This window comes from Roseovarius sp. EC-HK134 (assembly GCF_902498815.1).
In the GTDB taxonomy this organism is placed as follows: domain Bacteria; phylum Pseudomonadota; class Alphaproteobacteria; order Rhodobacterales; family Rhodobacteraceae; genus Roseovarius; species Roseovarius mucosus_A.
In genome coordinates, this window is sequence record NZ_LR701544.1 from 674,093 (window position 1) to 700,096 (window position 26,004).

At 60.6% G+C, this 26,004-nt stretch carries 18 protein-coding genes and 1 riboswitch; of the genes, 9 read left to right on the forward strand and 9 right to left on the reverse strand.

Annotation, left to right across the window (positions count from 1 at the left end; all coding sequences use genetic code 11):
• The first annotated feature begins 76 nt into the window (after window positions 1-76).
• Entirely contained in the window at window positions 77-877 is an 801-nt protein-coding gene (locus tag GC127_RS07215; RefSeq protein ID WP_008279690.1) for an ABC transporter permease, read from the forward strand.
• Here the strand turns inward: GC127_RS07215 and GC127_RS07220 are convergent.
• Window positions 867-1,919 carry a hypothetical protein gene (locus GC127_RS07220; protein ID WP_151977801.1) on the reverse strand — a complete coding sequence of 351 codons (1,053 nt, stop codon included), beginning with the start codon at window positions 1,917-1,919 and terminating at the stop codon, window positions 867-869. The two genes, GC127_RS07215 and GC127_RS07220, sit on opposite strands and share 11 nt — an antisense overlap.
• Before the next feature lie 145 nt (window positions 1,920-2,064).
• Between GC127_RS07220 and GC127_RS07225 the strand changes: the two genes are divergently transcribed.
• On the forward strand, window positions 2,065-2,898 hold the full coding sequence (locus GC127_RS07225; RefSeq protein WP_254700054.1) for a sulfotransferase family protein: 834 nt from the start codon (window positions 2,065-2,067) through the stop codon (window positions 2,896-2,898).
• Here the strand turns inward: GC127_RS07225 and GC127_RS07230 are convergent.
• The 5 genes from GC127_RS07230 to smc form a co-directional block, all read right to left on the reverse strand.
• Window positions 2,885-5,272 (reverse strand): calcium-binding protein, encoded by a 2,388-nt coding sequence (locus GC127_RS07230; RefSeq protein ID WP_151992558.1) that lies wholly within the window; start codon window positions 5,270-5,272, stop codon window positions 2,885-2,887. The two genes, GC127_RS07225 and GC127_RS07230, sit on opposite strands and share 14 nt — an antisense overlap.
• A gap of 143 nt (window positions 5,273-5,415) precedes the next feature.
• Entirely contained in the window at window positions 5,416-7,251 is a 1,836-nt protein-coding gene (locus GC127_RS07235; RefSeq protein WP_151977296.1) for a matrixin family metalloprotease, read from the reverse strand.
• A gap of 236 nt (window positions 7,252-7,487) precedes the next feature.
• Window positions 7,488-9,554: a calcium-binding protein gene (locus GC127_RS23100; RefSeq protein WP_254700029.1), complete on the reverse strand. Its 2,067-nt coding sequence runs from the start codon at window positions 9,552-9,554 to the stop codon at window positions 7,488-7,490.
• A 212-nt stretch (window positions 9,555-9,766) separates the two neighbouring features.
• Entirely contained in the window at window positions 9,767-11,962 is a 2,196-nt protein-coding gene (locus tag GC127_RS07245) for a mechanosensitive ion channel domain-containing protein (RefSeq protein ID WP_151977298.1), read from the reverse strand.
• A gap of 192 nt (window positions 11,963-12,154) precedes the next feature.
• The gene (gene smc, locus GC127_RS07250; protein ID WP_151977299.1) at window positions 12,155-15,610 is read right to left on the reverse strand and encodes a chromosome segregation protein SMC; all 3,456 of its coding nucleotides are present in this window, start codon (window positions 15,608-15,610) and stop codon (window positions 12,155-12,157) included.
• A gap of 211 nt (window positions 15,611-15,821) precedes the next feature.
• A riboswitch (cobalamin riboswitch) is annotated at window positions 15,822-16,048 on the forward strand.
• Between the two features lie 32 nt (window positions 16,049-16,080).
• Here smc and GC127_RS07255 point away from each other — a divergent pair.
• From GC127_RS07255 to GC127_RS07265, 3 genes are read left to right on the forward strand one after another with little or no spacing between them, the layout of a single operon-like run.
• Window positions 16,081-16,245, forward strand: coding sequence for a CbtB domain-containing protein (locus tag GC127_RS07255; RefSeq protein ID WP_008279701.1), 165 nt, complete (start codon window positions 16,081-16,083; stop codon window positions 16,243-16,245).
• A 3-nt stretch (window positions 16,246-16,248) separates the two neighbouring features.
• On the forward strand, window positions 16,249-16,929 hold the full coding sequence (locus GC127_RS07260) for a CbtA family protein (RefSeq protein ID WP_151977300.1): 681 nt from the start codon (window positions 16,249-16,251) through the stop codon (window positions 16,927-16,929).
• Between the two features lie 55 nt (window positions 16,930-16,984).
• Window positions 16,985-17,476: a hypothetical protein gene (locus GC127_RS07265; protein ID WP_037297028.1), complete on the forward strand. Its 492-nt coding sequence runs from the start codon at window positions 16,985-16,987 to the stop codon at window positions 17,474-17,476.
• Window positions 17,477-17,480: 4 nt separating this feature from the next.
• On the opposite strand, the gene GC127_RS07270 is transcribed toward GC127_RS07265, so the two are convergent.
• Complete coding sequence (locus GC127_RS07270; protein WP_151977302.1) at window positions 17,481-17,810, reverse strand: DUF1636 domain-containing protein; 330 nt, start codon at window positions 17,808-17,810, stop codon at window positions 17,481-17,483.
• Window positions 17,811-17,881: 71 nt separating this feature from the next.
• Here GC127_RS07270 and cobW point away from each other — a divergent pair, with 71 nt between their 5' ends.
• Both cobW and GC127_RS07280 read left to right on the forward strand, forming a co-directional pair.
• Window positions 17,882-18,970, forward strand: coding sequence for a cobalamin biosynthesis protein CobW (gene cobW / locus GC127_RS07275; protein WP_151977304.1), 1,089 nt, complete (start codon window positions 17,882-17,884; stop codon window positions 18,968-18,970).
• Window positions 18,967-19,416: a GNAT family N-acetyltransferase gene (locus GC127_RS07280; protein ID WP_081507385.1), complete on the forward strand. Its 450-nt coding sequence runs from the start codon at window positions 18,967-18,969 to the stop codon at window positions 19,414-19,416. The genes cobW and GC127_RS07280 overlap by 4 nt, the downstream gene beginning before the upstream one ends.
• Before the next feature lie 2 nt (window positions 19,417-19,418).
• On the opposite strand, the gene GC127_RS22770 is transcribed toward GC127_RS07280, so the two are convergent.
• Window positions 19,419-19,580: a hypothetical protein gene (locus GC127_RS22770; RefSeq protein WP_008279707.1), complete on the reverse strand. Its 162-nt coding sequence runs from the start codon at window positions 19,578-19,580 to the stop codon at window positions 19,419-19,421.
• Between the two features lie 92 nt (window positions 19,581-19,672).
• On the opposite strand from GC127_RS22770, the gene cobN reads away from it, so the two are divergent.
• The gene (gene cobN, locus GC127_RS07285) at window positions 19,673-23,389 is read left to right on the forward strand and encodes a cobaltochelatase subunit CobN (protein WP_151977306.1); all 3,717 of its coding nucleotides are present in this window, start codon (window positions 19,673-19,675) and stop codon (window positions 23,387-23,389) included.
• A gap of 44 nt (window positions 23,390-23,433) precedes the next feature.
• Here the strand turns inward: cobN and GC127_RS07290 are convergent, their stop codons facing one another.
• On the reverse strand, window positions 23,434-24,027 hold the full coding sequence (locus GC127_RS07290; protein ID WP_151977307.1) for a hypothetical protein: 594 nt from the start codon (window positions 24,025-24,027) through the stop codon (window positions 23,434-23,436).
• A 418-nt stretch (window positions 24,028-24,445) separates the two neighbouring features.
• Between GC127_RS07290 and GC127_RS07295 the strand changes: the two genes are divergently transcribed.
• Window positions 24,446-26,002: an ATP-binding protein gene (locus GC127_RS07295; RefSeq protein WP_151977309.1), complete on the forward strand. Its 1,557-nt coding sequence runs from the start codon at window positions 24,446-24,448 to the stop codon at window positions 26,000-26,002.
• Window positions 26,003-26,004 lie beyond the last annotated feature (2 nt).

Below are 26,004 nucleotides of genomic sequence, written 5' to 3' on the forward strand. Positions count from 1 at the left end.
GGTCTGTTGTTGTCCGATCACATCTGTCGGATGGGGATTTTCTATCAAAGGACAGGGTGATACACCATCCGTCAAGATGACAAATGTAACCTTTGCCCCGGCCCTGCCGCGCAAGCGCACGGGCACCGTTCAGACCGTGATTGCGTTGATGCTGCGCGAGATGTCGGCGACCTATGGGCGTTCGGCGCTTGGATACCTATGGGCGGTGCTTGAGCCGGTGGCAGGAATTTTCCTTCTGACCTTTATCTTTTCCCTAGGATTCAAAAGCCCAAGTCTCGGCACCAATTTTCCCTTGTTCTTTGCAACCGGCATTCTGCCGTTCATGGCCTATATGGACATCAGCAATAAAATGTCGGTCTCGCTGCGCTTTTCCAAGCAGCTGTTGTTCTATCCCGGTGTGACCTATACCGATGCCCTGATTGCACGGTTCATTCTGAACGTCATAACCAGCATCATGATCGCGGTGATCCTGTTGCCTCTGATTATCATTGTTTATGATCTTAATGTTATCGTCGACATGAGGGCTATTGCGTGGGGCTATACGCTTACCTTTGCGCTTGGGGCCGGGGTTGGCACGCTCAACTGCTTTTTGTTGTCGGTATTTCCAATCTGGGAACGGGCTTGGGCCGTGTTGAACCGCCCCCTTTTGATCATTTCCGGTGTGATTTTTCTCTTCGATACCGTCCCGCTGCCCTATCGGGATTGGATGTGGTGGAATCCGCTGATCCATCCTATCGGGCTGGTGCGCAAGGGCATCTACAGCACCTATGACGCCACCTATGTCTCTTCGGTTTTCGTGATGGCCGTATCGGGCATAACACTGGCGCTTGGGCTACTGCTGCTCCGCCGGTATCACCGGGATATCATCAATTTCTGACGCGCAGTGCCGTCACAGAGCGCTTGAGCAGACCCAATCCACGCTCGATGGTCCCGCGCGCGAACAGGTTATTTTGGCTGTCCACGTGATAGGCTGCAAGGATGCCGGCCGCTTCTGCGCCTAGCGGAATTTCGCTTGGCGCATCCTCCTCTGGCACCATGTCAAAGGCTGGTATGCCCCCGAGAAAATTGCGTGCGAGCGCGGCATTCGAGGTCTCGCAATTTCGCAACAAGCGTTGCCGACGAATATGGGTCAGCAGGAACCGGCGCTGCGGCACACGGACCAGCCGTGGGGCCACGTCAAAGAAGCGATCCACCTCTTGCTGGACCAGCGATAGTGATACGCCCCGATCCAGCATCGCACGTTTGAGATAGCGCGCAGGCTCTATCAGACCGGTCGGAGGGCTGACATTGTGATGCTTTGGACCGGCAGACCCCTGCGGCAGCATATCCGCAACATCGAGCGCTTCAAGAAAGCGGCGCACCGCATAGTCAGGCCCCTGCTCTGGTCGCAAGGGCACCGCGAGCACATTGTCATGCCCCACGATGCGCGCCCAGTTCATCAGCATCGCGTTGTAGTTGAGCACCTGTTTTTCGACCCGCTCGTTCAGAAGGGCCACGATTCCCCGACGCCAGTCTGCACCGCTTTTGACATGCTGCTTGTAGTCGGATTCGATCCACAGATCTTGTCGGCGGAAATAACAGATCACGCAGACGTCGAAACCGGCCTGACGGATGCGCGCAATCAACTCTTCCGCGACGGCCCCGCGCGAGACCCCAAAAAGATACTCGGAACTGAGGATCACATTGCCCTCGGGCCGCAGAAAGTAATCCAGCAGTTCCCAGCCGCGCCGCGTGTCGCCCGTGATGAGGGCATTGGCCAGATGGCTGGCATTACCCTGCTCTGGAATTTGCTCTCCGGGTGCGAAGGTATAATTCAGACCGCGCGCGGCCAGATCGTCTGCATGAGCCGCGAGATAGGCCTGAATCGACGTCGTCGCGCATTTTGGCATCCCGACATGCAGAAAAAGGCGCTTGGCCATGATGAACGAAGCCCTCCAATCGGTCTGGCGCAACCTAGTGACCCATGCCACGCGAGACAAGGCGCAAAAACCCCACCCGCGCGTTGCCAAGGCAGGCCCCGCGCATTAAGCCATGGGGGACGACCCTTGGCCAAAGGCGGAGCGCATGGGCTGGCGCGGCTATATTCATGATGACAGCAAAACGGTGTTCTTTTGGTCGCAAAAGGCGGCCTGTACCACGCTGTTCAACTTTTTGGCCGATAACATGCCGTCACGCCCGGCCCGCAAGCAGTATTTCCACACCAACAGCGCCCCCTTTCGTGGCTGCGCCGAGGCGCTATCGGCGCGCAACTATCGCTCGGTGATTCTGGTTCGGCATCCGGTGACACGGATCATCAGCGCCTATTTCAACAAATTCTGCATCTATCGCGGCCGGCAATTGCTCTGTCGTGCGGATCTGGAGCCTTTTGCTCAGGAGTTGCATGACCTCTACTGCGCGCGCACCGGTGCCGACCCCCACGATAACAGCATGTCCTTTGAGGCGTTTCTGGACACGGTCGCGCATCTGCATGCAAGCCGACCACGCCCTGAGAACCTGATCAACGGGCATTGGGAAACGCAGGTGCCTGCGTTCTACAAAGAGGTCGGCATCCATTATGATTTTGTCGTGCATGTCGAACGGTTGGATGTGGAATTGCCCCGGGTCGCGCGAAAGCTGGGGCTGAACTATACACCGCGCGTGCTGAACCGCACCCGCCTGCCCGAAAGCCCGGTCGCGGGGTATCTGGGCAATCTGCCTGCCCGCGCGCTGAGCGAGATGAATTTCAACTATGACAATTTCATCACCCCCGAAACGCTGGCGACGATTCAAAGCATTTATGACATTGATTTCAGAACCCTCGACTATCCGCTAGATCCGAGGGATGGCTTTCATGGCAGCGGATGGGTGGGTGTTTTAAACCGCACTTTCCCAGCCTTGGGCCGCCTTACAGGAAGATGAAATCGTCACGTGAGAGGCTGGATGCCGCCACGTCTTCGAGCAATATTTCATGGCCCGCATAGCGCAGGACAGCGCCTGCGTCGGTGTCTTGAATGTCGAGCGCAGGAAAGCGGCCTGTTGGCCCCTGCCCCTCGATGCCGGTCAGACGGATGCGATCCTCTCCGAATTGAAAGTCTACAATCACGTCGCGCTCGCCAGCCGTGAAATCGTTGAAGACAAAGATATCGGCCCCCTCGCCACCGATCAGCCGGTCATGGCCTGCGCCCGCGTTCAGCGTATCGTTGCCGGTGCCGCCATCAAGCAGGTCGTTCCGGCCACCACCGGCCAGAAAATCATCCCCGGCACCGCCCAACACGGTATCATCGGCCTCGCCACCGCCAAGCTCATCATTGCCCTCGCCGCCGTCGAGCAGGTCGCGCCCCGGACCGCCGCCAATGCGGTCATCGCCAAGACCGCCGCGCACCGTGTCGTGATCAAAGCTACCGGCAAGGCGGTCATTGCCCGCCCCGCCCTCAAGCAGGTCATTGCCCGGCCCGCCACTCAGGATATCGGCACCGTTGCCGCCAAAGAGCATATCGTCCCCCGCGCCGCCGCCGATCGTGTCATCCCCCGCCTGCCCGTAAAGCCGGTCTGCCCCCAAACCACCCCCGATATTGTCATGGCCTGCGCCACCGTCGATCTGATCACGCCCATCACCCCCAGCCAGACGGTCGTTGCCCGCATTTCCGCGCAACGTGTCATTGCCCGCATTGCCCGCAAGCGTGTCGTCCTCGGGTCCGCCCTCAAGCAAGTCATCGCCCGCACCCCCCACCCGCAGGAGGGCGGCGACCTCGGGTAGAACAGGCGGGGGCGGCGGCAAGGGAGGCAGGCGCACCGAAGGGGGTGCCACCTGCAACGGCCCCAGAACTACGTCGAAATGCGAGACCAATGGCAAAAGCAGACCGGGCAGATCCGTGGCAACAAAGGCCCCGCCTGCGGCATTGCGCAAGTCCACCTCTTCAAGCCCAAAGCGCAAAAGGGCCCCCGTAGCTGTCGGAGTAAACGCCAACTGCCCAAGATTGCGCAGCATTGGCCAAAGCGAGAGGTCGAGCCGATCCTCACCCAAGGTGAAATCGGCAATGACATCGCGTTGCCCATCGGCCCGCAGGACAAAGACATCGGCCCCCGTGCCGCCCACAAGCGTATCCGCGCCGGGACCATCGCTGAGCGTATCGTCCCCCTCTGCGCCGTCAAGCACACCGTTGCCGCCGCTGCGCGACAAGAGATCATCGCGCATGCCGCCTTCGATCCGTGCAGCATTGCCGTGCAGGACCAGCCCCAAGGGACCAAGATCAACCCGAAAGAGGCTTAGCCCCGCCTCGCCCGCCGCGGTGACCAGAATGTCGATCCCGCCCGCCCGAACCTGTGCCGCAAGGCCTGAGACACCGTTGAGGGCAAAGGCCACCTCATCCGCGAGCGTATCAATATGCAAGAGCCGCCCCTCGGCGGTCAGGCGCAAAAGGCTAAGCCCCGCATCCCGGCCTGCGACCAGCAGGAAAACATGCCCGTCTACGGACACAACTTCGAGATGCGATACCCCGGCGAACCGGGTCGCAAGCCCGTCGATAAGGTGATCCGCGACATCAAGCGTGCCCCCGTCACCGACGCGAAGCACGGTCAGGCTGGAACTGTCCGCCGCAGCGACAATCAGAAACGCACGCCCGGCGATGTCTGCCGGGGCAAGCGCCGTGATCGTCTGGATCGGCAGGCTGTCATTGCGCCCAACGCTGGCAACAGGCTCTAGCCCGCCTTCTTCCAAGAGGCGCAGGACCGTTATGCCATGCTCTTGCGCAGAGGCGGCAAAGACAAGCACTTCACCGGGCCGCTCGATGACCGCGATATCGGAAATGGCGCGCAGATAGTGGCTGTCGCTGTCCATCATGGTCGTCACCGCCGCGATGCTTTGATCCGGACCAAGCGACAGGACGGACAAACCCTGACCATCAGCGGCGGCAGCAATCAGAACATCGCGCCCCGCAAGCCGCGCAGCAAGCAGGGTTGCGGCCTGCGGCTGCACCCCGCCTTGGCCCAGAAACCCCGGCACAGCGCTGCGCAATCCGGCATCCCAAGCCGCGCGCAGATCGGACAAGAGCAGCGGTGGCAGCGCGCCCTGCGTATCGCCGACCGTCACGGCGATGCGTGGCGTTGCCTCGTGAAACCACGGCGCTTCAAGCAGTGGACCGGCGGCGGTGGCGCGCACCACGCGGCTTTGACCGGCGGCGAAGTCGGCCAGTATAAACCCCCCGTCCGGCAAGGGCGTGATCGCCACCACCGCACGCGCGACCTCGAAATTCGCCGCACGATTCGTCCCGACATGCGTCAGCCTGACTGCCATGTATATCCACCCGTTTCCCGCGTCCCCACGCAAGACCCAAGGTGGCAAAGCAAGGCTGCCATGCGCTTAACAAATCATGGCAGCCTTGCGGCATTTACCGAAAGTTAAAGGGAAATCGGTGATGCCCAAAGTCGGGTCATCACTCAGATAAAGGTGAAATCATCCACTGTGAGTTGCGCGGCGGAGATGCCTTCGACGAGGATGGTGTTACCGCCCACCGTCATTTGCGCGCCCAAGGCGGTGTCAACGATATTCATCGCAGCAACAAAGCCCGCCAGACCATTGCCGCCGTTGTTGATGTTTTCAACGCCGGTATCGGGATCAAAGCGGCGGATCAGGAAGCTGTCGATGCCGTCTTCGAAATCGGTGATGACATCCGCCTCGCCATCGAAGAAGGACGAAAAGACAAATTGATCTGCGCCGGTTCCGCCGGTGATCGTGTCATTTCCAGCGCCCGCATTGATCGTGTCATTTCCAGCGCCGCCGTCGATGGTATCGTTACGCCCACCGCCAGCGAGGAAGTCGTTGCCGTCACCGCCAAGGATACTGTCATCGCCTTCGCCACCGCCCACGCGATCATCCCCTGCACCTGCGTCAATCGTATCCCGCCCGGTGCCGCCGCCGATATCATCCGCGCCCCCGTTGCCAAAAATCAGATCGTTGCCAAAGCTGCCCGACACGCTGTCATTGCCATCGCCGCCAGACAGGGTGTCATTGTCCGCCCCGCCCGCGATCACGTCATTGCCAGCGCCGCCCGTGATGCTATCCGCGCCAAAGCCGCCGCCGATGATATCGTCACCACTGCCGCCGTCGATGGTGTCATCGCCAAGGCCGCCGCCGATACTGTCGTTGCCAAGGCCGCCAAACACGATGTCATTGCCATCGGAGGCAGAAATCCGATCATTGCCATCGCCCCCGTCAAGCGAGTCATTCCCCAGACCGCCTGCCAGCACATCATCGCCAGCACCCCCACTGAGGGTGTCATTGTCATCAGTGCCCATCAGGCTGTCAGAGAGACCGCTGCCAATCAGTTGAAGCCCAATCGGACCGCTGATCGCTGTGATCACCTCGGCCACGCGGATCGACTCGTCCAGAAACTGGATCCATTCGATGTCAATCAGCGTGTCAGTGCCAAGAGACGAGACCACCTGTAGCCCGTTCTCAACGACACTGAACGCAGCCGCAGAGCGGGTGATTGCGCTGAACTCGGCCCAGTCGTTTCCCACACCGCCAATCAGCAGGTCGTCGCCCGCACCACCATCGAGGGTGTCATTGCCCACCAGCCCATTCAGGGTCTCATCCGCATCGGTTCCGGTAATGCGGTTGCCAAAGTTGTTTCCCAGAACGGTCAAATCTTCGGGATTGTGCAGCAAGGTCAGATCCCGAAGCCCCGTCGGCATGGTATAGACCACCGCCGCACCATCCTGCGCCCCATAGATTTGGCGGATACCGGAGATGTCATCGGCGAGAATATCAGGCTGAGTCAGGATCGGGTTCATGATCGCAGCGACGGTTTCGATATGCTCAAGCCCGAGCGAATGGCCGATTTCGTGGATTGCCAGCCCCTCGAAGAGCGGCACATCGAAATTCAGCGATGCATCCACATCGAGAAGGATGTCTCCGGCGATGGGCACCTCTAGGGGCGAGGGAAAGAACGCGAACCCCAATGTATTGCCGGGAATCGGAGCAAAGAAGATACGAATATCGGGGTCTATCTGACCTCCGGCGGCACCACCGGGATCTTGGACCTGCAAAAATTCGATATCGCCATAGCGCGACCATTCAGCAAAGGCGAGACGCAGCGCGGCCTCGACATCGAAGGTGTAGACAGAGGCAGGATCAACGGAAAAACTGGTGCCGGGATCTTCGTCAGTGAACCAATAGATATCTTGACCACTGGGCGCGATGCTCCATGTCACGACGCCACCTGCCGTGCCCAGCAGGTGCGAGCCCCATTTTGTGCCGCTCAGCTCCGGCATGGCATTGTTCTCCGATTCCTAGTCTCGGTTGTGTTCAAAGGCGCAAGATACACGCCAGAGGCATCTCGCGAAAAGATATCCTTTCGAGACTAAAGATTAGTGTAAAATGAGATGCTCAGAGAAGCCAAAAGCGCCAGCTGCGCAGGGCTGCGACAGCATGTATCAGAATAGGCGGGACGGGGTTTGGCCCAAAAGGCATGGCCCGCCCTGTTCTGGGCGAGCCATGCCTTTTCGTGTTAGAGGAAAGTGAAATCATCCACTGTGAGTTGCGCAGCGGTGACCCCCTCAACGAGGATGGTATTGCCGCCCACGGTCATCTGCGCGCCGCCCGCCACATCGACGATGTTCATCGCAGCAACAAAGCCCGCCAGACCGTTGCCACCGTTGTTGATATTCTCAACGCCGGTATCGGGATCAAAGCGGCGGATCAGGAAACTGTCTGAACCATCCTCGAAATCGGTGATGATATCGGCCTCGCCGTCAAAGAAGGACGAAAAGACGAACAAATCGGCATCCGCACCGCCAGTGATCGTGTCATTTCCAGCGCCCGCGTTGATCGTGTCACTGCCTGCGCCGCCGTCGATCAGATCGTTACGCCCGCCACCAGCAAGGAAGTCATCGCCGTCACCGCCAAGGATACTGTCATCGCCTTCGCCGCCGCCCACGCGATCATCCCCTGCGCCTGCGTCAATCGTATCCCGCCCGGTGCCGCCACCGATATCATCCGCGCCCTCACCGCCATCAATGCTGTCATTGCCGAAGCTGCCCGACATGCTGTCATTGCCGTCGCCGCCGGACAGGGTGTCATTGTCCGCCCCGCCTGCAACAACGTCATTGCCCGCGCCGCCCATGATGCTATCGGCGCCAAAGCCGCCGCCGATGATGTCGTCACCGGCCCCGCCGTCGATGGTGTCATCGCCCTGGCCACCGCCGATATTGTCGTTGCCAGCACCTCCGATGGCCTGATCGTTGCCATCGGAGGACGAGATCGAGTCATTTCCCGCCCCACCGTCGATACTGTCATTGCCTGCCCCTGCGGCGATCTGATCGTCGCCATCCGTGCCCGCGAGCGTGTCATCGCCATCGGTGCCGGTGATCACATCGGTGGGTTCCGGCTCTACAACGGTGCCGACTGCCAGTTGACCGAGCAAGGCCGCATCGCCGGAGACACCAAAGAACAGAATATCGCCATTGGGATTGACATGCAGTTCCACGATATCGGGATCAAAGCCACCCACAATGCCGCCGTCCACCACCACGATCTCTTCTTGAAACACACCATTTGCGCTGAAGCGGCGCACATGCAAATCAATGCTGCTCACAAATTCATTGCCTGTCTGATACGCCAAGGCAAATCCGCCATCGGACAACAGGAACAATTCCGGCTCAAATTGACGCGCCGCGCGTTCACCGCCGCCGTTGGCCCTGAAGGCGGGCGTGTTCACCGTGCCATCCGGGTTGAGGATCAGCAGCGTCATCTCACTGACACGGCTGAGCGCATCGGCGGAATCGTAGGTGTTGACGGCAATCGCGATACGGCCATTGGGCAGCCGCAGAATGGCGTAGTCATCCAACTCGCCAAAAATCGCCTCGGGAAAGAAAGTATCATCCAGAAGAACGATGGGATCGCCGACGGCGGCAAGGTCCGCGTCAACAAAGCTGCCATATAGGAAATTGCCGGTGCTGGCACGGGCCGACGGATCGGTGTAGCCAATGGCGAAAAAGCCACCATCGGGCAAGGCTACGGCCCCGGTGTTGATGATCGTGCCAGCGGTCATCTCTGCAGGATCGATCTGAAAGAAGACATCGCCCACGGTGCCATCCGCCGAGACTTTCGCCAAGACATTGTGGACGATAAGGCCCGAGCCATCTGATAAGGAAATGACCGTGCCCGGATCACGAAAAAAGCCGCGTAGTGCCAAGCTTTCCGACAGCGGCGCGACACTGGAAATCACACCCTGTGCATCAAGTCTGACAATAAAGTCGCTGAATGTGCTGGAGACCAAAAAAGTGTTGGCTTCAAAATCGAATATACCGTCAGTCGTCTCATTAAGATAAATCACCGCACCGCCATCCGGCTGGGCAATCGAGAACTCGACGCTGTTGCGATAGAGCCCCACCTCAGCTTCGGGCAGCTCACCGACACGCAGACGCAGCGGATCGCCGATCTGAGAACCGTCAGCCCCATGAAGCGTCACAGTGAGAACCTGCTCAAACGCGGCACCCGGTGAGGGCGCAGCGAAAACGGTCTCAAAACTGAAGAAGTTTCCGTTAGACAGGCGCAGGACTTCGGTGGAATTCATTTTCGCTCCAATTTATTCAATCAAAGAAGTCGCTGCGAAAAAGCCGCCGCGACCACAGGTTTCAACATTGTTTTCAACAATGCCACAGGTCTGCATTACGTCACGCGGCGGGATCCCGCCGCGTGTCCTGGTTGGAATTTCTCTGGTCTGCGCGATAAGTCAACAGGGATTAACACGCTTTCGTGATCGGCGTGTGATCCATGGCAAGCGGATCACGCCTTGGCGCGCTCTGCATCCATATCGACCCTCAGACTTTGTGTGCGGCCTGTCTTGCTTTCGCCGAAATAGATCGTCTGATGCGGAAAGGGGATTTCGATGTTGCGAGCGTCGAACACTTTTTTCAACACGCCATTATAGGCGCGTCCAATGCCCCATTGCCGTCCCGGCACGCATTTGATCCGGGCACGCAGCATCACGGCATTGTCGCCAAAGCTGTTGACGCCGAACCATTCCAATTCATCCAGAATGCCATCTGCCTGATCGGGATCCCCCATCAGTTCGGCGAAGGCATCGAGCATCGCTTGCTTCACCTCATCCACATTCTCGCGATAGGCCACGCCCATGTCGCAGACGAAATAGCCATAATCACGCACATAGTTTGACACCATATCGACCGAAGAAAACGGAATGATGTGATAGACGCCCTGCACATCACGCAGGCTGACCGAACGGATCGTCAGCCGCTCGACGGTGCCGGTGACACCGCCCACTGTCACCACATCGCCCACATTCATCGCGTTCTCGAACTGAATAAAAATACCGGTGATGATGTCCTGCACCATCTTTTGCGCACCGAAACCGATGGCAAGACCCAGAACCCCGGCAGAGGCCAGAAGCGGCGCGATATCAAGGCCGATTTCGGCCAGAACGAACATCAGCGTCACAACGACAAGCGCAATCGTGGCGGCATTGCGCAAAAGCGTCAGAAGCGTCTGTTCCCGCGCGGTGGCCACTTTGCCAAACTCAGGGTTCAGCCGGTAATCGACCCAAGAGGTCAAGGCCAGCCAGAGACCAAAGGCCACCAGCAGCACCAGCGACACCGACAGGATCATACCGGTAAGGCGGAGGCCAAACTGGCTGACCATCCAGCCGCGCAGGTCAATAAGGCCAATCGCGTTCAGGGCCAAAAGCACGACCAGAACAAAGATCACCGCGCGCAGGACAAAAAGTGTCTTGGGCACAAAGGAATTGAGCCGCCCCTGCAAAAGCGGCACCCGTGCCGAAATGCCCGGCGGCAGCGCCACACCGCGCACCATCATGCGGCTGAGAAATGTCGCAACGGAAAATCCGACAAGCCCCACAACAAGCACCTGACCAGAGGCCAGAAAGGTCTGAAAGACCGCATTGCCGGGCCGCACAAGCACGACCACGAACATCGCCAAAAGATAGGTCAACGCGGGCCAGTGCCAGTGACGCGCCAGATAGGCCAATGCGCCCTTGGGCGGCGTTGCACTGTCCACTTGCGCGCCCAAAAGCCACTCGGACACCGCCCGCCGGTTGCGCAGCACCAGCCCAATCGCCAGCACCAGAACCGCCACGGCAATCAGCGTCGAAACCGCCCGACCGGCGGCAAAGGACACATTGCCGTTGATGATCGGCACGACCAGCAATTGCCCATATCCCACAATCCCGACAATGAGGTTGATGCGAGAGCACAGATAGGCCGACGCGCGATCACTGATCGGCAGCGGGCGCAGCGCAGTCGCCGAAGGCGAAAGCACCAGTCTGACCGCGACTTTGGCCATTTCCACCAGCAGAAAGGCGTTGAGATAGAGGGTTTGGCGAATACCAATCTGGCCAAACTCGCCCAAGGCAAGGATTGCCAGCGCATAGCCCGCCGCCCAAGCAATAAGGACGATCACCCCATCCGTGACGGCAGAGGCGAGAAAGAGCAGGATGGTCCGCGCAAGGCCGCCATCGCGGGCAGAGGCGCTCATGCGGGCGTAGAGCGTTTTGCCAAGCCCGCGCAAAACCAGAAAGGCCACAACAGTGCCCACGATCACCACAGCAAGATCCGCCAAAGCCGTAAGCAGCACGGCGACCTCTCCGCCGCTGAGCCCATCAAGCACATTGGGCGCGCGGGTGATCTGGCGGGCGACATGCGTAACCCAATCAGCGACATCTTCGGCGGCGGCCTGCGTGATCTCGGCCACCCTACGGCCAAAGGACACGTCCGAGGGCGGTGGAGCGGCGGGAACCACCGCCTCGACCGCCTCAGGCAGACCGGCGGAGCGCAGCCGCTCGACCAGTTCCGCGCGCGCGGCCTCATCCTCAATCACCTCGATCAGCACATCGACGCTGGAACGCGCGGTATCGGGATCAACCGCAGGCTCTTGTGGGGTTTGAGCTGTGGCGGTGGTGATGGTCAAAAAAAGGGCGGCAAGAAACTGCACAAAAAATCGTAGCATGACAAAGGCTCTCCATGTCCCGTTTGAATTTTGGGCACATGGACGCGCCCGTGATGGCGCGCAGGGATGTGAAAAGCGCGCCGCGCCATTCGGCGTCAGGGGCGTAAAACCTATTGGAATATCACCTGGGGTCAAGCCCGAGGTTGGATGACGCCACGCAAAGGCGCGCATGCATCCGCCGTCTTACGTCGCTCAGGCGACCATTGCTTCCGCCTTCTTGAGATCGACCGAAACCAGTTGGCTTACGCCTTGTTCGGCCATGGTAACGCCAAACAGCCGGTCCATCCGGCTCATGGTCACGGCGTGATGGGTGATGATGAGAAAGCGGGTTTCCGTGCGGCGGCACATCTCGTCCAAGAGATCACAGAAGCGGGTGACATTGGCATCGTCAAGGGGCGCGTCCACCTCATCCAGCACACAGATTGGCGCGGGATTGGCGAGAAACACGGCAAAGATCAGCGCCAACGCGGTCAGGGTCTGTTCTCCGCCCGACAAGAGGCTGAGCGTCGAGAGCTTCTTGCCCGGCGGTTGGCACATGATTTCAAGCCCGGCTTCCAATGGGTCTTCGCTCTCGACCAGCACAAGACTGGCTTCGCCGCCGCCAAAAAGGTGACGAAAGAGCAGGCTAAAGTTGGAATTGACCGTCTCGAACGCGGTCAAAAGCCGCTCGCGCCCTTCGCGGTTGAGGCTGGCAATACCACTGCGCAGGGTCTTGATCGCCTCTTCAAGATCGGTCTTTTCCTTGATCAGACTGTCATGCTCGGCCTCGACATCTTTGGCGTCTTCTTCGGCGCGCAGGTTCACGGCCCCCAGTGCGTCGCGCTGTCGTTTAAGGCGGTTCACATCAGCCTCGATTGCATCAGAGGCGGGCATGGTATCGGGATCGACCGCGAGGCTCTGCAAGAGGGCCTCGGGGGTCTGCTCCAGCGTCTCGTTGATCCGCTCGGCGGCGTAGTCTCGGGTCTCGCGCGCGGCATCCAGCCGGGCCTCGGCCCGAGCACGCATTTCACGAGCCTCTGAGGCCAGGCGTTCGGAGTCGCGCTCGTCCAGCGCGGCTTGGCGCGCGGCCCCTTCGGCAGTCGAGAGCGCATCGGCGGCGGCGGCGCGACGGGCCTCGCTGCGGGTGATTTCCTCGCCTAGTTCGGCGCGCTTGGCAGCAAGAAGTTCGGGTGCAGCACTGGCATCAGCGAGGGCCTCTTCGGACTCTTCCTTGCGCTCTGCCAGTTCCGCGATCCGACGCTCGGCAGTGTCGAGCCGGTGCCGCCAGCCGCTGACTTCCTTGGTGATTTCCTGACTGCGGCGCGTCCGGCGCTCGCCCTCGCGGCGCAGTTCGTCGGCCCCTGACCGTTTGGTCATCATGGTCATGCGCGCGGCCTCGACGGCCATCTTGATATCTTCGAGATCGGCGCGGGTGGCATCGAGATCGCCAAGTCCCGCCAGACCCTTTTCCGCCTCAGACAGGCTCTGACGGGCGGTCATCGCCTCTTCGTCATGCCGGGTGACCGCGAGACCCAATGATTCCAGCCGCGATCCGGCAAGGTTGCGATCCGCCTCAGCGCGGCTGAGGGCGCGATTGGTTTCGTTGACGGCGGCATCGGCAGAGCGGCGGGCCTCACGGGCGGCGCGATCCTCTTCGGTGCGACGGATCAGCGCCTCGCGCAGCGCCTCGTGGCCGCGCACGGCCCCCTCTGCGCGCGCTGTGGTGTGTTCAAGCTGTTGCTTGAGTTCCTCAAGCCGGTTGAGCTGTTGCAGACGCAGGGCGGCGGCAGAGGGGGCATCCTCGGCCCATGCGCGAAATCCGTCCCAGCGCCATAGATCCCCCTCGGTGCTGACCAGACGCTGACCGGGTTTCAAAAGGGGTTGCAGACGGGCGGCATCCTCGGGATCGATCAACCCGATCTGCGACATGCGCCGGGCCAGCACCTCGGGAACCGAGACATGGCGGCTGAGCGCGGTCACCCCCTCAGGCAGGGGTTGCGGCGTGTGATAGGCAGGCAGCACGGTCCAGCCAGAGGGGCCATCGGCCTCGACTTCGGGGGCGCGCAGATCATCGGCAAGGGCAGCGCCCAGCGCCTTCTCAAAGCCCTGTTGCACCTGAAGGCGGTCCATCACCTGCCCGCCCTCGGCCGTGTCGCGCTGCACCAGCTTGGCCAAGGCCGTGACCTCGGCGCGCAAGGCCCCCAATTCGCCCTCGGCCTCAGAGCGCGCGGCACGCGCCTCGGCCTCTTGGGCCTGAGCCTCGGCGCGCGCCTCGTCAGCGGCGAACAGGGCGGATTCCGCCGCCTCTGCGCGGGCGACCGCCTCGGCCTCGGCCTCTTGTGCGGCGGTGTGGTCGGCCTCGGCGCGCGTTAGGGCCGCGCGCAAGTCGGCTTGTGCGGCGCGGGCACGTTCGGCCTCGGCCTCGCTCTTGATCAAGGTCTTGCGGCTATCCTCTAGAAGGCGCTGTGCAGATTGGTGGCGGGCGGCAAGGCGCGCCATATCCTCGGTCATCTGGCTGAGATCATTTTCCCGCTGTTGCAGGATTTGCGCAGCCTCGCGCGCCTCGGTTTGGGCCGCTTCAAGCCGGGCATCGTGGCCCTCGGCCCCTTTGGCAAGTTCGCCGGCCTCCCATTCCAGACGCGCGATGGTCTCGCCTGCGTCTCGGTTCAACCCCGCCTCGCGCTCCATGTCGCGGGCGAGTTGCTCGATCCGGCTGCGCAGCGTGGCAATGCGGTCGCGGGCGGACGCTTCTTGTTCGGTCAGGGTGTCACGCTGCACGCTCAGGCGTTGCAGGATTGCCGCCGCGATGGCCTCTTCTTCGCGCAGCTTGGGCAGGGCGTCTTCGGCGCGGGCGCGCACCTTGGCCGCCTCGCGTGCAGTCAACTCTGCGCGGGCGGCGACTGTGGTGCGCTCGCGCAAGTCATCCTCGGCACGAGCACGGGCCAAATCGGCCTCTTTCCAGCGGCGATAGAGCAAGAGCCCCTCAGCCAAGCGCAGTTCTTCACCAATTTGGCGATAGCGTGCCGCCTGCTTGGCCTGTCGTGCCAATTGCGCCAGTTGGTTTGCCAGTTGCTCGACCACGTCATCGACACGGGTCAAATTGGCCTCGGCCCCGCGCAGCTTCAATTCGGCCTCGTGGCGGCGCTGATAGAGGCCGGAAATGCCAGCGGCCTCTTCCAGGATCCGCCGCCGCGATTTCGGCTTGGCGTTGATCAGCTCCGAGATTTGCCCCTGACGCACCAAAGCGGGCGAATGCGCGCCGGTTGAGGCATCGGCAAAGAGCATCTGCACGTCGCGGGCGCGCACATCCTTACCGTTGACTTTATAGGCGCTACCCACATCCCGGGTAATACGGCGGGTGATCTCAAGCTGATCGGCCTCGTTGAATCCGGCGGGCGCAAGCCGGTCGGAATTGTCGAGGTGAATCACCACCTCGGCAAAGTTGCGGGCAGACCGAGTTGCGGCCCCGGCAAAGATCACATCCTCCATCCCGTCGCCGCGCATCGCAGTGGGACGGTTTTCACCCATCACCCAGCGCAGCGCCTCAAGCAGGTTGGATTTGCCACAGCCATTGGGACCAACAACACCGGTAAGACCACGCGCGATGATCAGATCGGTCGGGTCGACAAAGCTTTTGAAGCCGGTCAATCTGAGTTTCGAGAACTGCACCTGCGCGCGCGCCCTTCGTGTCCGGTGATTCCGTTGTCGTAGAATTGTGATGTCTGAGGGGCGGGCCTGTCAACGACCAACCACATGATATGGGGCGGTCACAGCATTTATCCACATGATATTGGGCGAACCGCCGCCAAGCCCCGCAGAAAGAATGCCGCGGATTGCCAAAAAGCGGTCGCAATCCTCCTTGACGGGTCGCAGAACAGCCTGCATACCGGACGTGCAAGGTTCCTCGTTTGGGTGCAAAGCGCCTCGGGGATGAAATGGGAATGACGTGCCGGTGGACCCAATTAGGGCGCCTATGCGTCAGCCGCCCCCGCGACTGTAAGCGGCGAGCCCCTGCCAGATGCCACTGAGGTGCCTATGACCTTGGGAAGGCGGCAGACAGGCGACGACCCGCGAGCCAGGAGACCAGCCCTGCGTTCGTCAATCCCGCCTCGGGTGAGAGGCGCAAAGGAGATATCGCCATGACCACATTGGTTCAAACTGCTGCAAAATCTACCGTCCTGCCGTTCGTTGCCGCGCTTTTTCTGGGCTTGGGCATCGTGACCGTCGCAGGCCATGTGCAAGCCTCGGCACTGCATGACGCAGCGCACGATGTGCGCCACGCAACCGGCTTTCCCTGCCACTAACCTATGTTCTCAAAAATTGCGACCAGCGCGTTGTTCGCTGGTTTCTGTGCAGGGCTGATAGCCGCCCTGTTGCAGATGGTGTTCATTCAGCCCGTGCTTTTGCATGCCGAGTTGTATGAAGGGGGCACTCTTGTGCATTTCGGGGCAGAGGCGATCAGCGCCACGCCCGAATTGCCGGGGTTTGACGTGATGCGCGACGGGCTAAGCATCCTGTTTGCGGCGCTGATCTACGTGGGCTACGGGCTGGTTCTGGTGGCCTGTATGGGGATGGCGGCGGAATATGGCGTGCGCATCGACGCGCGCCGCGGTGTGATGTGGGGTTTGGCGGGATTTGTCGCGCTGCATTTCGCACCCGCTGTGTCGCTGCCGCCGGAAGTGCCGGGCGTGGCCTATACCGACATCACCGCACGACAAATCTGGTGGTGGGGCACAGTGACTGCCACGGCGGTGGGGCTTGGCTTGATGGCCTTTGGCAAAGGGCCGGTGATGCTGGCGGTTGCGATCGCCCTGTTGGCGGCACCGCATCTGATCGGTGCGCCTGAACCCGAAAGCTTTACCGGGCCGGTGCCACCGGAACTGGCCGCGCTCTTTGCTGCGCGTGCGCTTGGCGTCGGGATGGCGGCTTGGGTCTGTCTTGGCGCGCTTGCCGGGTATTTCTGGCAACGTGAAAGCGCCACCGCCTGACATGACATCACCCCGGCATCACGGTGCCGGGGCCATCCGCAAGGAGAGCGATATTATGGCAAAACCATTTGCCTTTCTCGGCATCGGCCTTTTTTTCGGAACAGGTCTGGGGTTTTTGATTGCCGCTACATCGGGCGCGCAGCTTGAGGGGCATGACCACGATCACGGTGCGGCAGTGCACGACCACAGCGCGCATGATCATGGGGGCAGCGCTCATGCCACACTGACCGAAGCGGGCACGCCTGCCCCGATGCTGGACCTGACGTTGCACGCTGATGGAGCGCAGAGCCGCAACCTGCATATCGGGGTAGAGAACTTTACCTTTGATCCCGAGGGGGTGAATGGCCCGCATATGCCGGGGCATGGGCATGCGCATCTTTATCTCAACGGGATCAAGATCGCGCGTGCTTATGGTCCATGGATGCAGCTGGATGCGTTGCCTGTCGGCAGCCATGAGCTGCGCGTGACTTTGAATGCCAATGACCATACGCAACTGGCCGTGGGCGGCGTACCCATAGAGGCCACGATTGCGGTGGTGATCGAATGAGCCCTCAGCCCGGCACGCGCCCGATCAGGCAATGCCGGAGCCGTCCGGCAGGACGTGCATCCTCGATCCAGCCATCGGCGCACTCGGCATATAGCGCGGCAAAGGCCAGCGTATCCTCAAGATCGCCTGCGGGGTCTACATCGCCAAACAGATACGTGGCCTTGCCCGGCGCGGAAAAGGCCACGCTGAGCGGACGGGCGCAATTGGACATGCAGTCATGGTCCTGCACCGTGAACTCCATACCCCGTTCGCTGAAAGCCGCGCGCAAACGGGCCGCAAAGCCCTTGCCATCCGTGCCCTCGCACGTAGAACAGACCACAATCCGGTGCATCATGCCCGATCCCCTTTTCCACCGGGCTTAGGCCAGCCGCCCCGCCCGATGCAAGCCCCTGAAGGAGCCAAGACATGCAAGCCAAGATTCCCGCCACCGTCGTCACAGGATTTCTCGGGGCGGGCAAGACTACGTTGATCCGGCATATGCTCGAGAATGCGGGCGGCAAGCGCATTGCGCTCATCATCAACGAATTCGGCGATCTGGGCGTAGATGGCGACATCCTCAAAGGCTGTGGAATCGAGACCTGTTCAGACGAGGATGTGATGGAATTGTCGAACGGTTGCATCTGCTGCACCGTGGCAGAGGATTTCATTCCCACGCTGCAAAAACTCTTGGACCGCGAGCGCGCGCCCGATCACATTGTGATCGAAACCTCTGGTCTGGCGCTGCCGCAGCCGCTGGTGCGGGCCTTTAACTGGCCCGAGATTTCCACGCGGGTGACCGTTGATGGCGTGGTGACAGTGGTCGATGGCAAGGCCGTCACCGAAGGACGCTTTGCGCATGATGTGGCGGCGGTCGATGCCCAGCGCAAGCTTGATGAAAACCTTGACCACGAAACGCCACTATCGGAACTCTTCGAGGATCAGATGGCCTGTGCCGATATGATCGTGATCAACAAATCCGATCTGCTGACCGAGGAGGAGCGCATCGCGCTTACAACGCGGCTACGCGCAGACTCGCGTGATGGTGTGCAAGTCGTGACCGCGACGATGGGCGCGCTGCCGGTCGAGGTGCTGCTTGGACAGGGTATCGGCGCCGAGGCGGATATGGAGGCGCGGCATGAACTGCACCATCATCACCATGACCATGACGACGATGATGATGATCATCACGACGACGATGATGATGACCATGATCACCATCATGACCATGGCCATGACGCCTTTGAGAGTTTTGTGGTGACGCGGCCCGAGATCACCGATCCGGCCAGCTTTTCCCGTCAGATCACAGAGGTGATCCGCGCGCATGATATCCTGAGGCTCAAGGGCTTTGCCGCCGTGGCGGGCAAGCCGATGCGCCTGACGATTCAGGCGGTTGGGCCGCGTGTCGACAGCTATTTCGACCAACCCTTCGGGTCCGGTCCACGCCAAACGCGGCTGGTGGTGATCGGTCAGGCCGGGATGGACCGGGCGGCGATCACCTCCGCGCTCTTGGCATGATCATCGTCGAGGCGGCAGACCCAAGACATCCAGAGGCCAGCGCGCTCTTGCGCGCAAGCCATGCCCTGATGGAATCGCTGTTTCCGCCCGAGGATAACTTCTTTCTCGATATCGACGCGCTCTGCGCGCCCGATATCCGCTTTTTTGCTGCGCGCATCGGCACCACAATCCTTGGCACCGGCGCGCTTGCATTGCGCGATGGCTATGGCGAGGTGAAATCCATGTTCGTGGCCGAGACCGCGCGTGGACAGGGCGTAGCAGACGCCCTGTTGCGCCAGATCGAGGACGAGGCGCGCACCCACGCCCTGCCCTGCCTGCGACTGGAAACCGGCAATTTGCTAACCGCAGCCCACAAGCTCTATGCCCGGCACGGTTTTATGCCGAGGGGCCCGTTCGGCGATTATCCCAACGCGCCCTCGTCCATTTTCATGGAAAAGCGGCTATGAGCCTATTTCGACGACTTCTCGGCCTTGGCCTTGAGGCGCGCGATCAGCTCTTCCTTGGAGGGGCGCTTGCCAAACGGGTTCTTGTCCGTACCCGGTGCGTTATGCTCCTTGTGGCGGGGAATCTTGCCGCCTTTCTTGGAGGCGCCCAATGCGTTGTAATCCATGTCGTTGCCCTTTCGGCCCGGCCCCCCAGATGGGGCCGCTCTGACGCCGCTATTGCCGCAAATTACCGCCCCGTTCAAGCTGGAACCGTCTGATGCATCTTCTCGCCGCCACCCCCGGGGCCATCGAGGATGGCAAGGAGCCCGTCAATCTGGGCCAAACCCCCGCCGATGTGGTCTTTGTCTCGGCCGCCGATACCGAGCTTGCGGCACTAAGCGAGGCGCGCAGCGAAATGGCAGACCCACCCAGTCTTCGGCTGGCCAATCTCAGCCATTTGCAGCACCCGATGTCCGTCGACTTGCATCTCGATCACTGCGCCACAAAATCGCGGCTGGTGATCGCGCGGGTTCTGGGCGGTGTGGGCTATTGGAAATACGGGGCCGAACAATATGCCGCGCGTCTGCATGAGGCCGGCGTGCCATTGGCGCTCTTGCCCGGCGATGACAAGCCAGACGCAGAATTGCGCGGCCTGTCCACGGTGTCGGATGCGGATTACGATGCGCTTTGGTCCTATCTTGTGGAAGGTGGGCCGGAGAATGCCGGGAATTTCCTGCGCTATGCGCAGACCATGCTGGAGGGCGGCGACCCCCCTGCCACCGCCAGCCCGCTGCTGCGCGCGGGCGTCTATTGGCCGGGTGCGGGTGTCGCAGGCCTAAGCGCCGCGCAAGAGGCTTGGGGTACCGGCCAGCCGGTGGTGCCCATTATCTTTTACCGTGCGCTGGTGCAGGGGGCCGGGCTTCATCCGATCAACCGGCTGGTGAAATCGCTGTTGCGCGCCGGGCTTAATCCGTTGCCGGTCTTTGTCGCCTCGCTCAAAGATCCGGTGTCGGTGGCAACGCTGGAGCATCTGTTCAGCGTGGCACCACCTGCAGTGATCCTGAACTGCACCGCCTTTGCCGTAGGTTCGCCGCATGCGGGCGACGAAAGCCCAGAGAATCCGCTGGCCATGCCCGCCGCCAATAGCGCCCCGGTGTTTCAGGTGGTATTGGCAGGATCGACCGAAGAGGCATGGGCCAAGGGGCTCACGGGCCTTTCAGGCCGCGACATCGCCATGAACGTGGCCCTGCCCGAGGTCGATGGCCGCATTCTTGCCCGTGCCATCAGTTTCAAGGGCGAGGCGTTTTTCGACGCAGCCACAGAATGCGCCATCGCCACGTATCGCGCGGTTGGCGACCGGGTAGATTTTGTGGCGCAGCTGGCCGCCAATTGGGCCAAACTGCGCCAGACGCCTGCGCCCAAGCGGCGGGTGGCGCTGATCCTTGCCAATTACCCAAACAAGGATGGACGGCTGGCCAATGGTGTGGGTCTTGATACGCCTGCGGCCACGGTGCACACGCTGCGCCTGATGGCCGAGGCGTGCTATACCGTCGCCAATCCGCCAGAAGATAGCGACGCCCTGATGCGCGCGGTGATGGCGGGGCCGACCAACTGGCTCACGGATCGCGCATCGCGCGACGGCGGTGAAACCCTGCCGCTGGATATCTATCTGGAGCATTTCAACGCCCTGCCGTGGGATCTGCGCGAGGCGATGACGACCCGTTGGGGCGCGCCTGAGACGGACCCTTTCATTGTTCCCCAAATTCTCAAATCCGACGGCAGCACCGGTGCAGGCTTTGCCCTGTCAATCCTGACCTTCGGGCATGTCGTGGTCGGGTTGCAGCCCGCACGGGGCTATAACATCGACCCGACCGAGACCTATCATGCCCCCGATCTGGTGCCGCCGCACAATTACCTCGCCTTCTACATCTGGCTGCGCCACCATTTCGGCGTCCACGCGATCGTGCATATGGGCAAGCATGGCAATCTTGAATGGTTGCCGGGCAAGGCGCTGGCGCTGAGCGCCGAATGCTGGCCTGAAGCGGTGCTAGGGCCGATGCCGCATGTCTACCCCTTCATCGTCAACGATCCCGGCGAGGGCACGCAGGCCAAACGCCGCGCGCAGGCGGTGATCATCGACCACCTTACCCCTCCTCTGACCCGCGCCGAAACCTATGGCCCGCTGCGCGATCTCGAGGCGCTGGTAGATGAGTATTACGAGGCCGCCGGGGTCGATCCACGCCGCATCGCCCATCTGCGGCGCGAGATCCTGACACTGAGTTCTGCCACCGGGCTCGATAAGGATGTCGGCATGTCCGGGGCGGATGAAGAGTCTGATCTGGCGCAGCTTGATGCCTATCTCTGCGAGTTGAAAGAGGCGCAGATCCGCGATGGGCTGCATGTATTCGGTCAATCGCCCACAGGGCAGCAAGAGATTGATCTGGCCATTGCCTTGGCCCGGGTGCCGCGCGGCGATGGCCAAGGGGGAGACGCCTCGCTGATCCGCGCGCTGGCGCGTGATTTCGGGCTGGGCATTGATCCGCTTGATTGCGATATGGCCGGGGCCGCCACTGAAAAGCCGCAGGCGCTGGCCGGTCTCTGCGCCGATCCATGGCGCAGCAATGGCGACACGGTGGAGCGGCTGGAGCTTATGGCGCAGCGCCTCTTGAGGGAGGGCGGCCAAGAGATCGGACCGCATACGTCGGCGGTTTTGGCAGAGATGGCAGCGCGCATTCGCCCCGCCATTGCCGCCTGCGGGCCGGACGAGGGCGGGGGGCTGTTGCGCGCGCTGAACGGGCGGGCGATTGTCCCCGGACCCTCGGGCGCCCCCACGCGTGGGCGGCTCGATACCCTGCCAACGGGGCGCAATTTCTACAGTGTGGACAGCCGCGCCGTGCCCACGCCGACCGCTTGGGCCTTGGGCTGGAAATCTGCCAACCTCTTGATTGAGAAGCATTTGCAAACCCATGGTGATTGGCCGCGCGCCTTGCTGATCACCGCCTGGGGCACGGCCAATATGCGCACCGGCGGCGATGACATCGCGCAGGCGCTGGCGCTGTTGGGGGTCAAGCCAAAATGGGATGCCGCCAACCGGCGCGTGACCGGGTTCGAGATTCTGCCCGAGGGCGTGCTGGGGCGGCCGCGGGTGGATGTGACGCTGCGCATCTCGGGATTTTTCCGTGATGCGTTTCCGCAGCTTATCGCGCTGTTTGACAGTGCGGCGCGGGCTGTGCAGGGGCTGGACGAGGCCGAAGACAGCAATCCCGCCGCCGCGAGGGCGCGGAGCGAGGGTATTGGCCCGCGTATTTATGGCGCAAAACCCGGGGCTTATGGCGCAGGCCTGCAAGCGATGATCGACGAGCGGCTCTGGGCGGACAAGGCCGATCTGGCAGAGGCGTACCTGACTTGGGGCAGCTATGCCTATGGGGCCAAAGAGGCGGGCACGCCGGACCGGGCGGGGTTTGAAACCCGGCTGCGGCAGACTGAGGCGATTGTGCAGAACCAAGACAACCGCGAGCATGATCTTCTTGATTCTGACGACTATTATCAGTTCGAGGGGGGCGCTGCGGCGGCGGTCAGCACCTTGCAGGGGCGCGACCGGCCCGTTTACCACAATGACCATTCACGCCCCGAACGCCCGGTGATCCGCACGCTCGAGGATGAAATCGGGCGGGTGGTGCGATCCCGCGTCGTCAATCCGAAATGGATCGATGGGGTCAAGCGGCACGGCTATAAAGGCGCGTTCGAGATTGCCGCGACGGTGGACTATCTCTTTGCTTTTGCTGCCACAACTGGCGCTGTGCGGGGGCATCACTTTGATCTGGTAGAGGCCGCGTTCCTAGAGGATGAGGATACGCGGGCCTTCATCGCGGCGCATAACCCATCGGCCCTGCGCGAGTTGGCGGAGCGGCTGGCAGAGGCCATTGACCGGGGGCTGTGGATGCCGCGCTCCAATTCCGCGCGGGCACGGATCGACGGGGCGCGGGGACGGTAGCGCGCTGAAAACAGGGGGAAATCCGCGTCGGTATCGTGTCGGTCTTACGTCGGTATGTCCATGCCTTCGAACCAGAGCGCCCCGTCACGATAGCCCCCCCGGATCAGACGCCCCGACTGTTTGATTTCGGGATAGTCAGCGGCCCAATCGCGATAACGGTCATTGGTGACGATGGGCGCGCCGACATCGCGGGCAACGGTCAGAAGGTAGCGATCGGCAACAGTGCCCTTGGGCACGACCATCACCCAATCTTCGGCCAGCCCCAGATAGCCGGCCATGGCATCATCATGTTTGTATTTGCCGGTCAGCAGATAGCCCGCATTGGCATCAAACACGACCCCCGGCGCAAAGCCGATGCGGCGCAGCTGCCCGATGACCTCGCGCAGCGTTTCGATCCTCGGGGTGTTGTCGCGCCAATACATGACGTTGGAACCGTCGATCAGGATGCGGTTCGGCTCTGTCTCGGGCTCGGGCGCGGCCGGGGCCGTGATCCGCAGAAAAAGGGCGCGCCAAAGCAGGATCAAAGCCGCGATGGTGCAAGGCCCCGCCAGCAGGATCAGATCGCCATAGCCGGGCAACAAAAACGCCACGGCAACGCCGATGAGAGAGAGGGCAAGAAGGAGAACCGGAACAACCATAAGGGGTGTTTAGCGCGGGCGATGCGGAGGGGGAAGTGGGGGATTTGGGCCCCGTCGATGTCAGAGACGTCATCCCCGCACAGGCGGTGTTCTCGTGAGGTGTGCGCAGCATGGGAGGGAGAGTCCCGTCTTCGCGAGAATGACGGGGGTGGTTGATACCAACATATGTCTTTCGCACGCTGATGGTGACTAGCCATCCACCGCGCCAAAACTAGGCTATTCGCCCTCACTTGCTTGGCCGCATCAACATGATCTAGTATGTCGAGGTGGGGTCGACATACTTCTTCTAGGCCTAAGGCTCAGTCCTAATATCTATATACGGTGTGTCGAGGCGGGCTCGACACACCGTATATAGGGAAAAGGAGCTTAGTTTCTATATATAGTATGTCGAGCTTACCTCAACATACTGGATGTAGTGATGAACGACGGCCAACTTAACCTCCCTTTCGATGAACCGTTTTCCGTCAGCGACGAGCCGGGTTTGTGGACACCGAGAGACATATGGGTGCGCTTCACCCAGAGAATGATTCCATATTTTTCGGAAGACCGCAGAATTGATTATAAATCATCCAAGAAAATTCAGATGGACGACCTTGCGGCCTATCTGAGCTGTTTTTCTAATACCCCAGATGGGGGCGTCTTGTGTTATGGCGTAGCTGATAGTGGGCAGGTCATTGGATGTGCGTCTTTAGAGCAAACAAGTCTCAACAACGTCGAGATTTGCCATTTGCAAAGGTGTCCGCTCGCCAAACCCGAATTCAAGAGGGTTCCCGTTGTCATAGACGGGAAGGAAGATTTCTTAATTCTCGTCTACGTTCCATACATTGGAAGGCTTGCGGAGACTAACAAATCTGAAGCTTGGATCAGATACGGTGACACAAAGCACAAAATGTCCGACGAAGAAAAACGGGACTTTCGCGCTACGCGAAACGAGGTCTCATTCGAGCTGGAAAGGGCTTCTTTCAAGTATCCAAAAGATTTTAATCTCTCCACAATTCAAGATTTCTGTGATGAGTTCAGAGCGAGAGAGCAAAGGCCAAGTTGGTCAAATGAAGAGGTTCTCGTTGATCGCCACCTTCTCGAAAAAGATGGTGAGAACGTCTTTCCGCTGAATACTATAGTTCTTCTTGCGGGCAAAGACCCTGGACGGACTATCCCCGGTTGCCGCGTCAGGGTGCAGAGGTTCGAGGGAGAAAGAGAGGGTTCTGGAGAAACTTACCGACCTATCAGGGATCGGTTCTTTGAGGGTTCTGTAGTTGAAATCATACAGAAGGCGTCAAAGTTCATTGATGATGTATTGCATACCGTGACGTGGTTAAATTCGGACGGAAAGTTTGTGACTACGCCCGAGTACCCAAGATGGGCTTGGTTTGAGGCACTTGTAAATGCTTGTGTTCATCGTTCTTATTCTTTCTCGGGAACCGACACTACGATTAAAATTTTCAGCAATAGAATGGAGATAGAGAGCCCTGGCGGATTCGTTCCCCCAGTTAATGAAAAGACAATTTATGATTTGCGGGCATCAAGAAATCATCACTTTATGGATGCAATGCGAATTCTCGGTTATGTGCAAATGGCTCGAGAAGGAACTAGACGCATTAGAGACAGCATGGCGGAGTACAATCTGCCTGAGCCGGAATTTCGCCAAGAGGCTCTGCACGGGGTTGTTGTAAGGGTGACGCTCCAAAATGACCACGAGAAACGGAATCGTTCGAGTGATCGTGATGTTGCAATGCATTTCGGAGTCGATCAGTGGAAACTGATGCAGGAACACGAGATTAGGATTGCTGCCTACACCTATCGAAATGAGAAGATTCAAGTTTCAGAGGCGCAGAGGTTAACCGGCCGCACATGGGCAACCTCGAAGAAAGACTTGGAGCGCCTTTGCCGAAAAGGAATACTGGTTTTCGTTACCGGTGACTACACTCGCGATCCAAAGGCGCACTATAAATTAGCCCGTGAGCCTGATCATTAGAT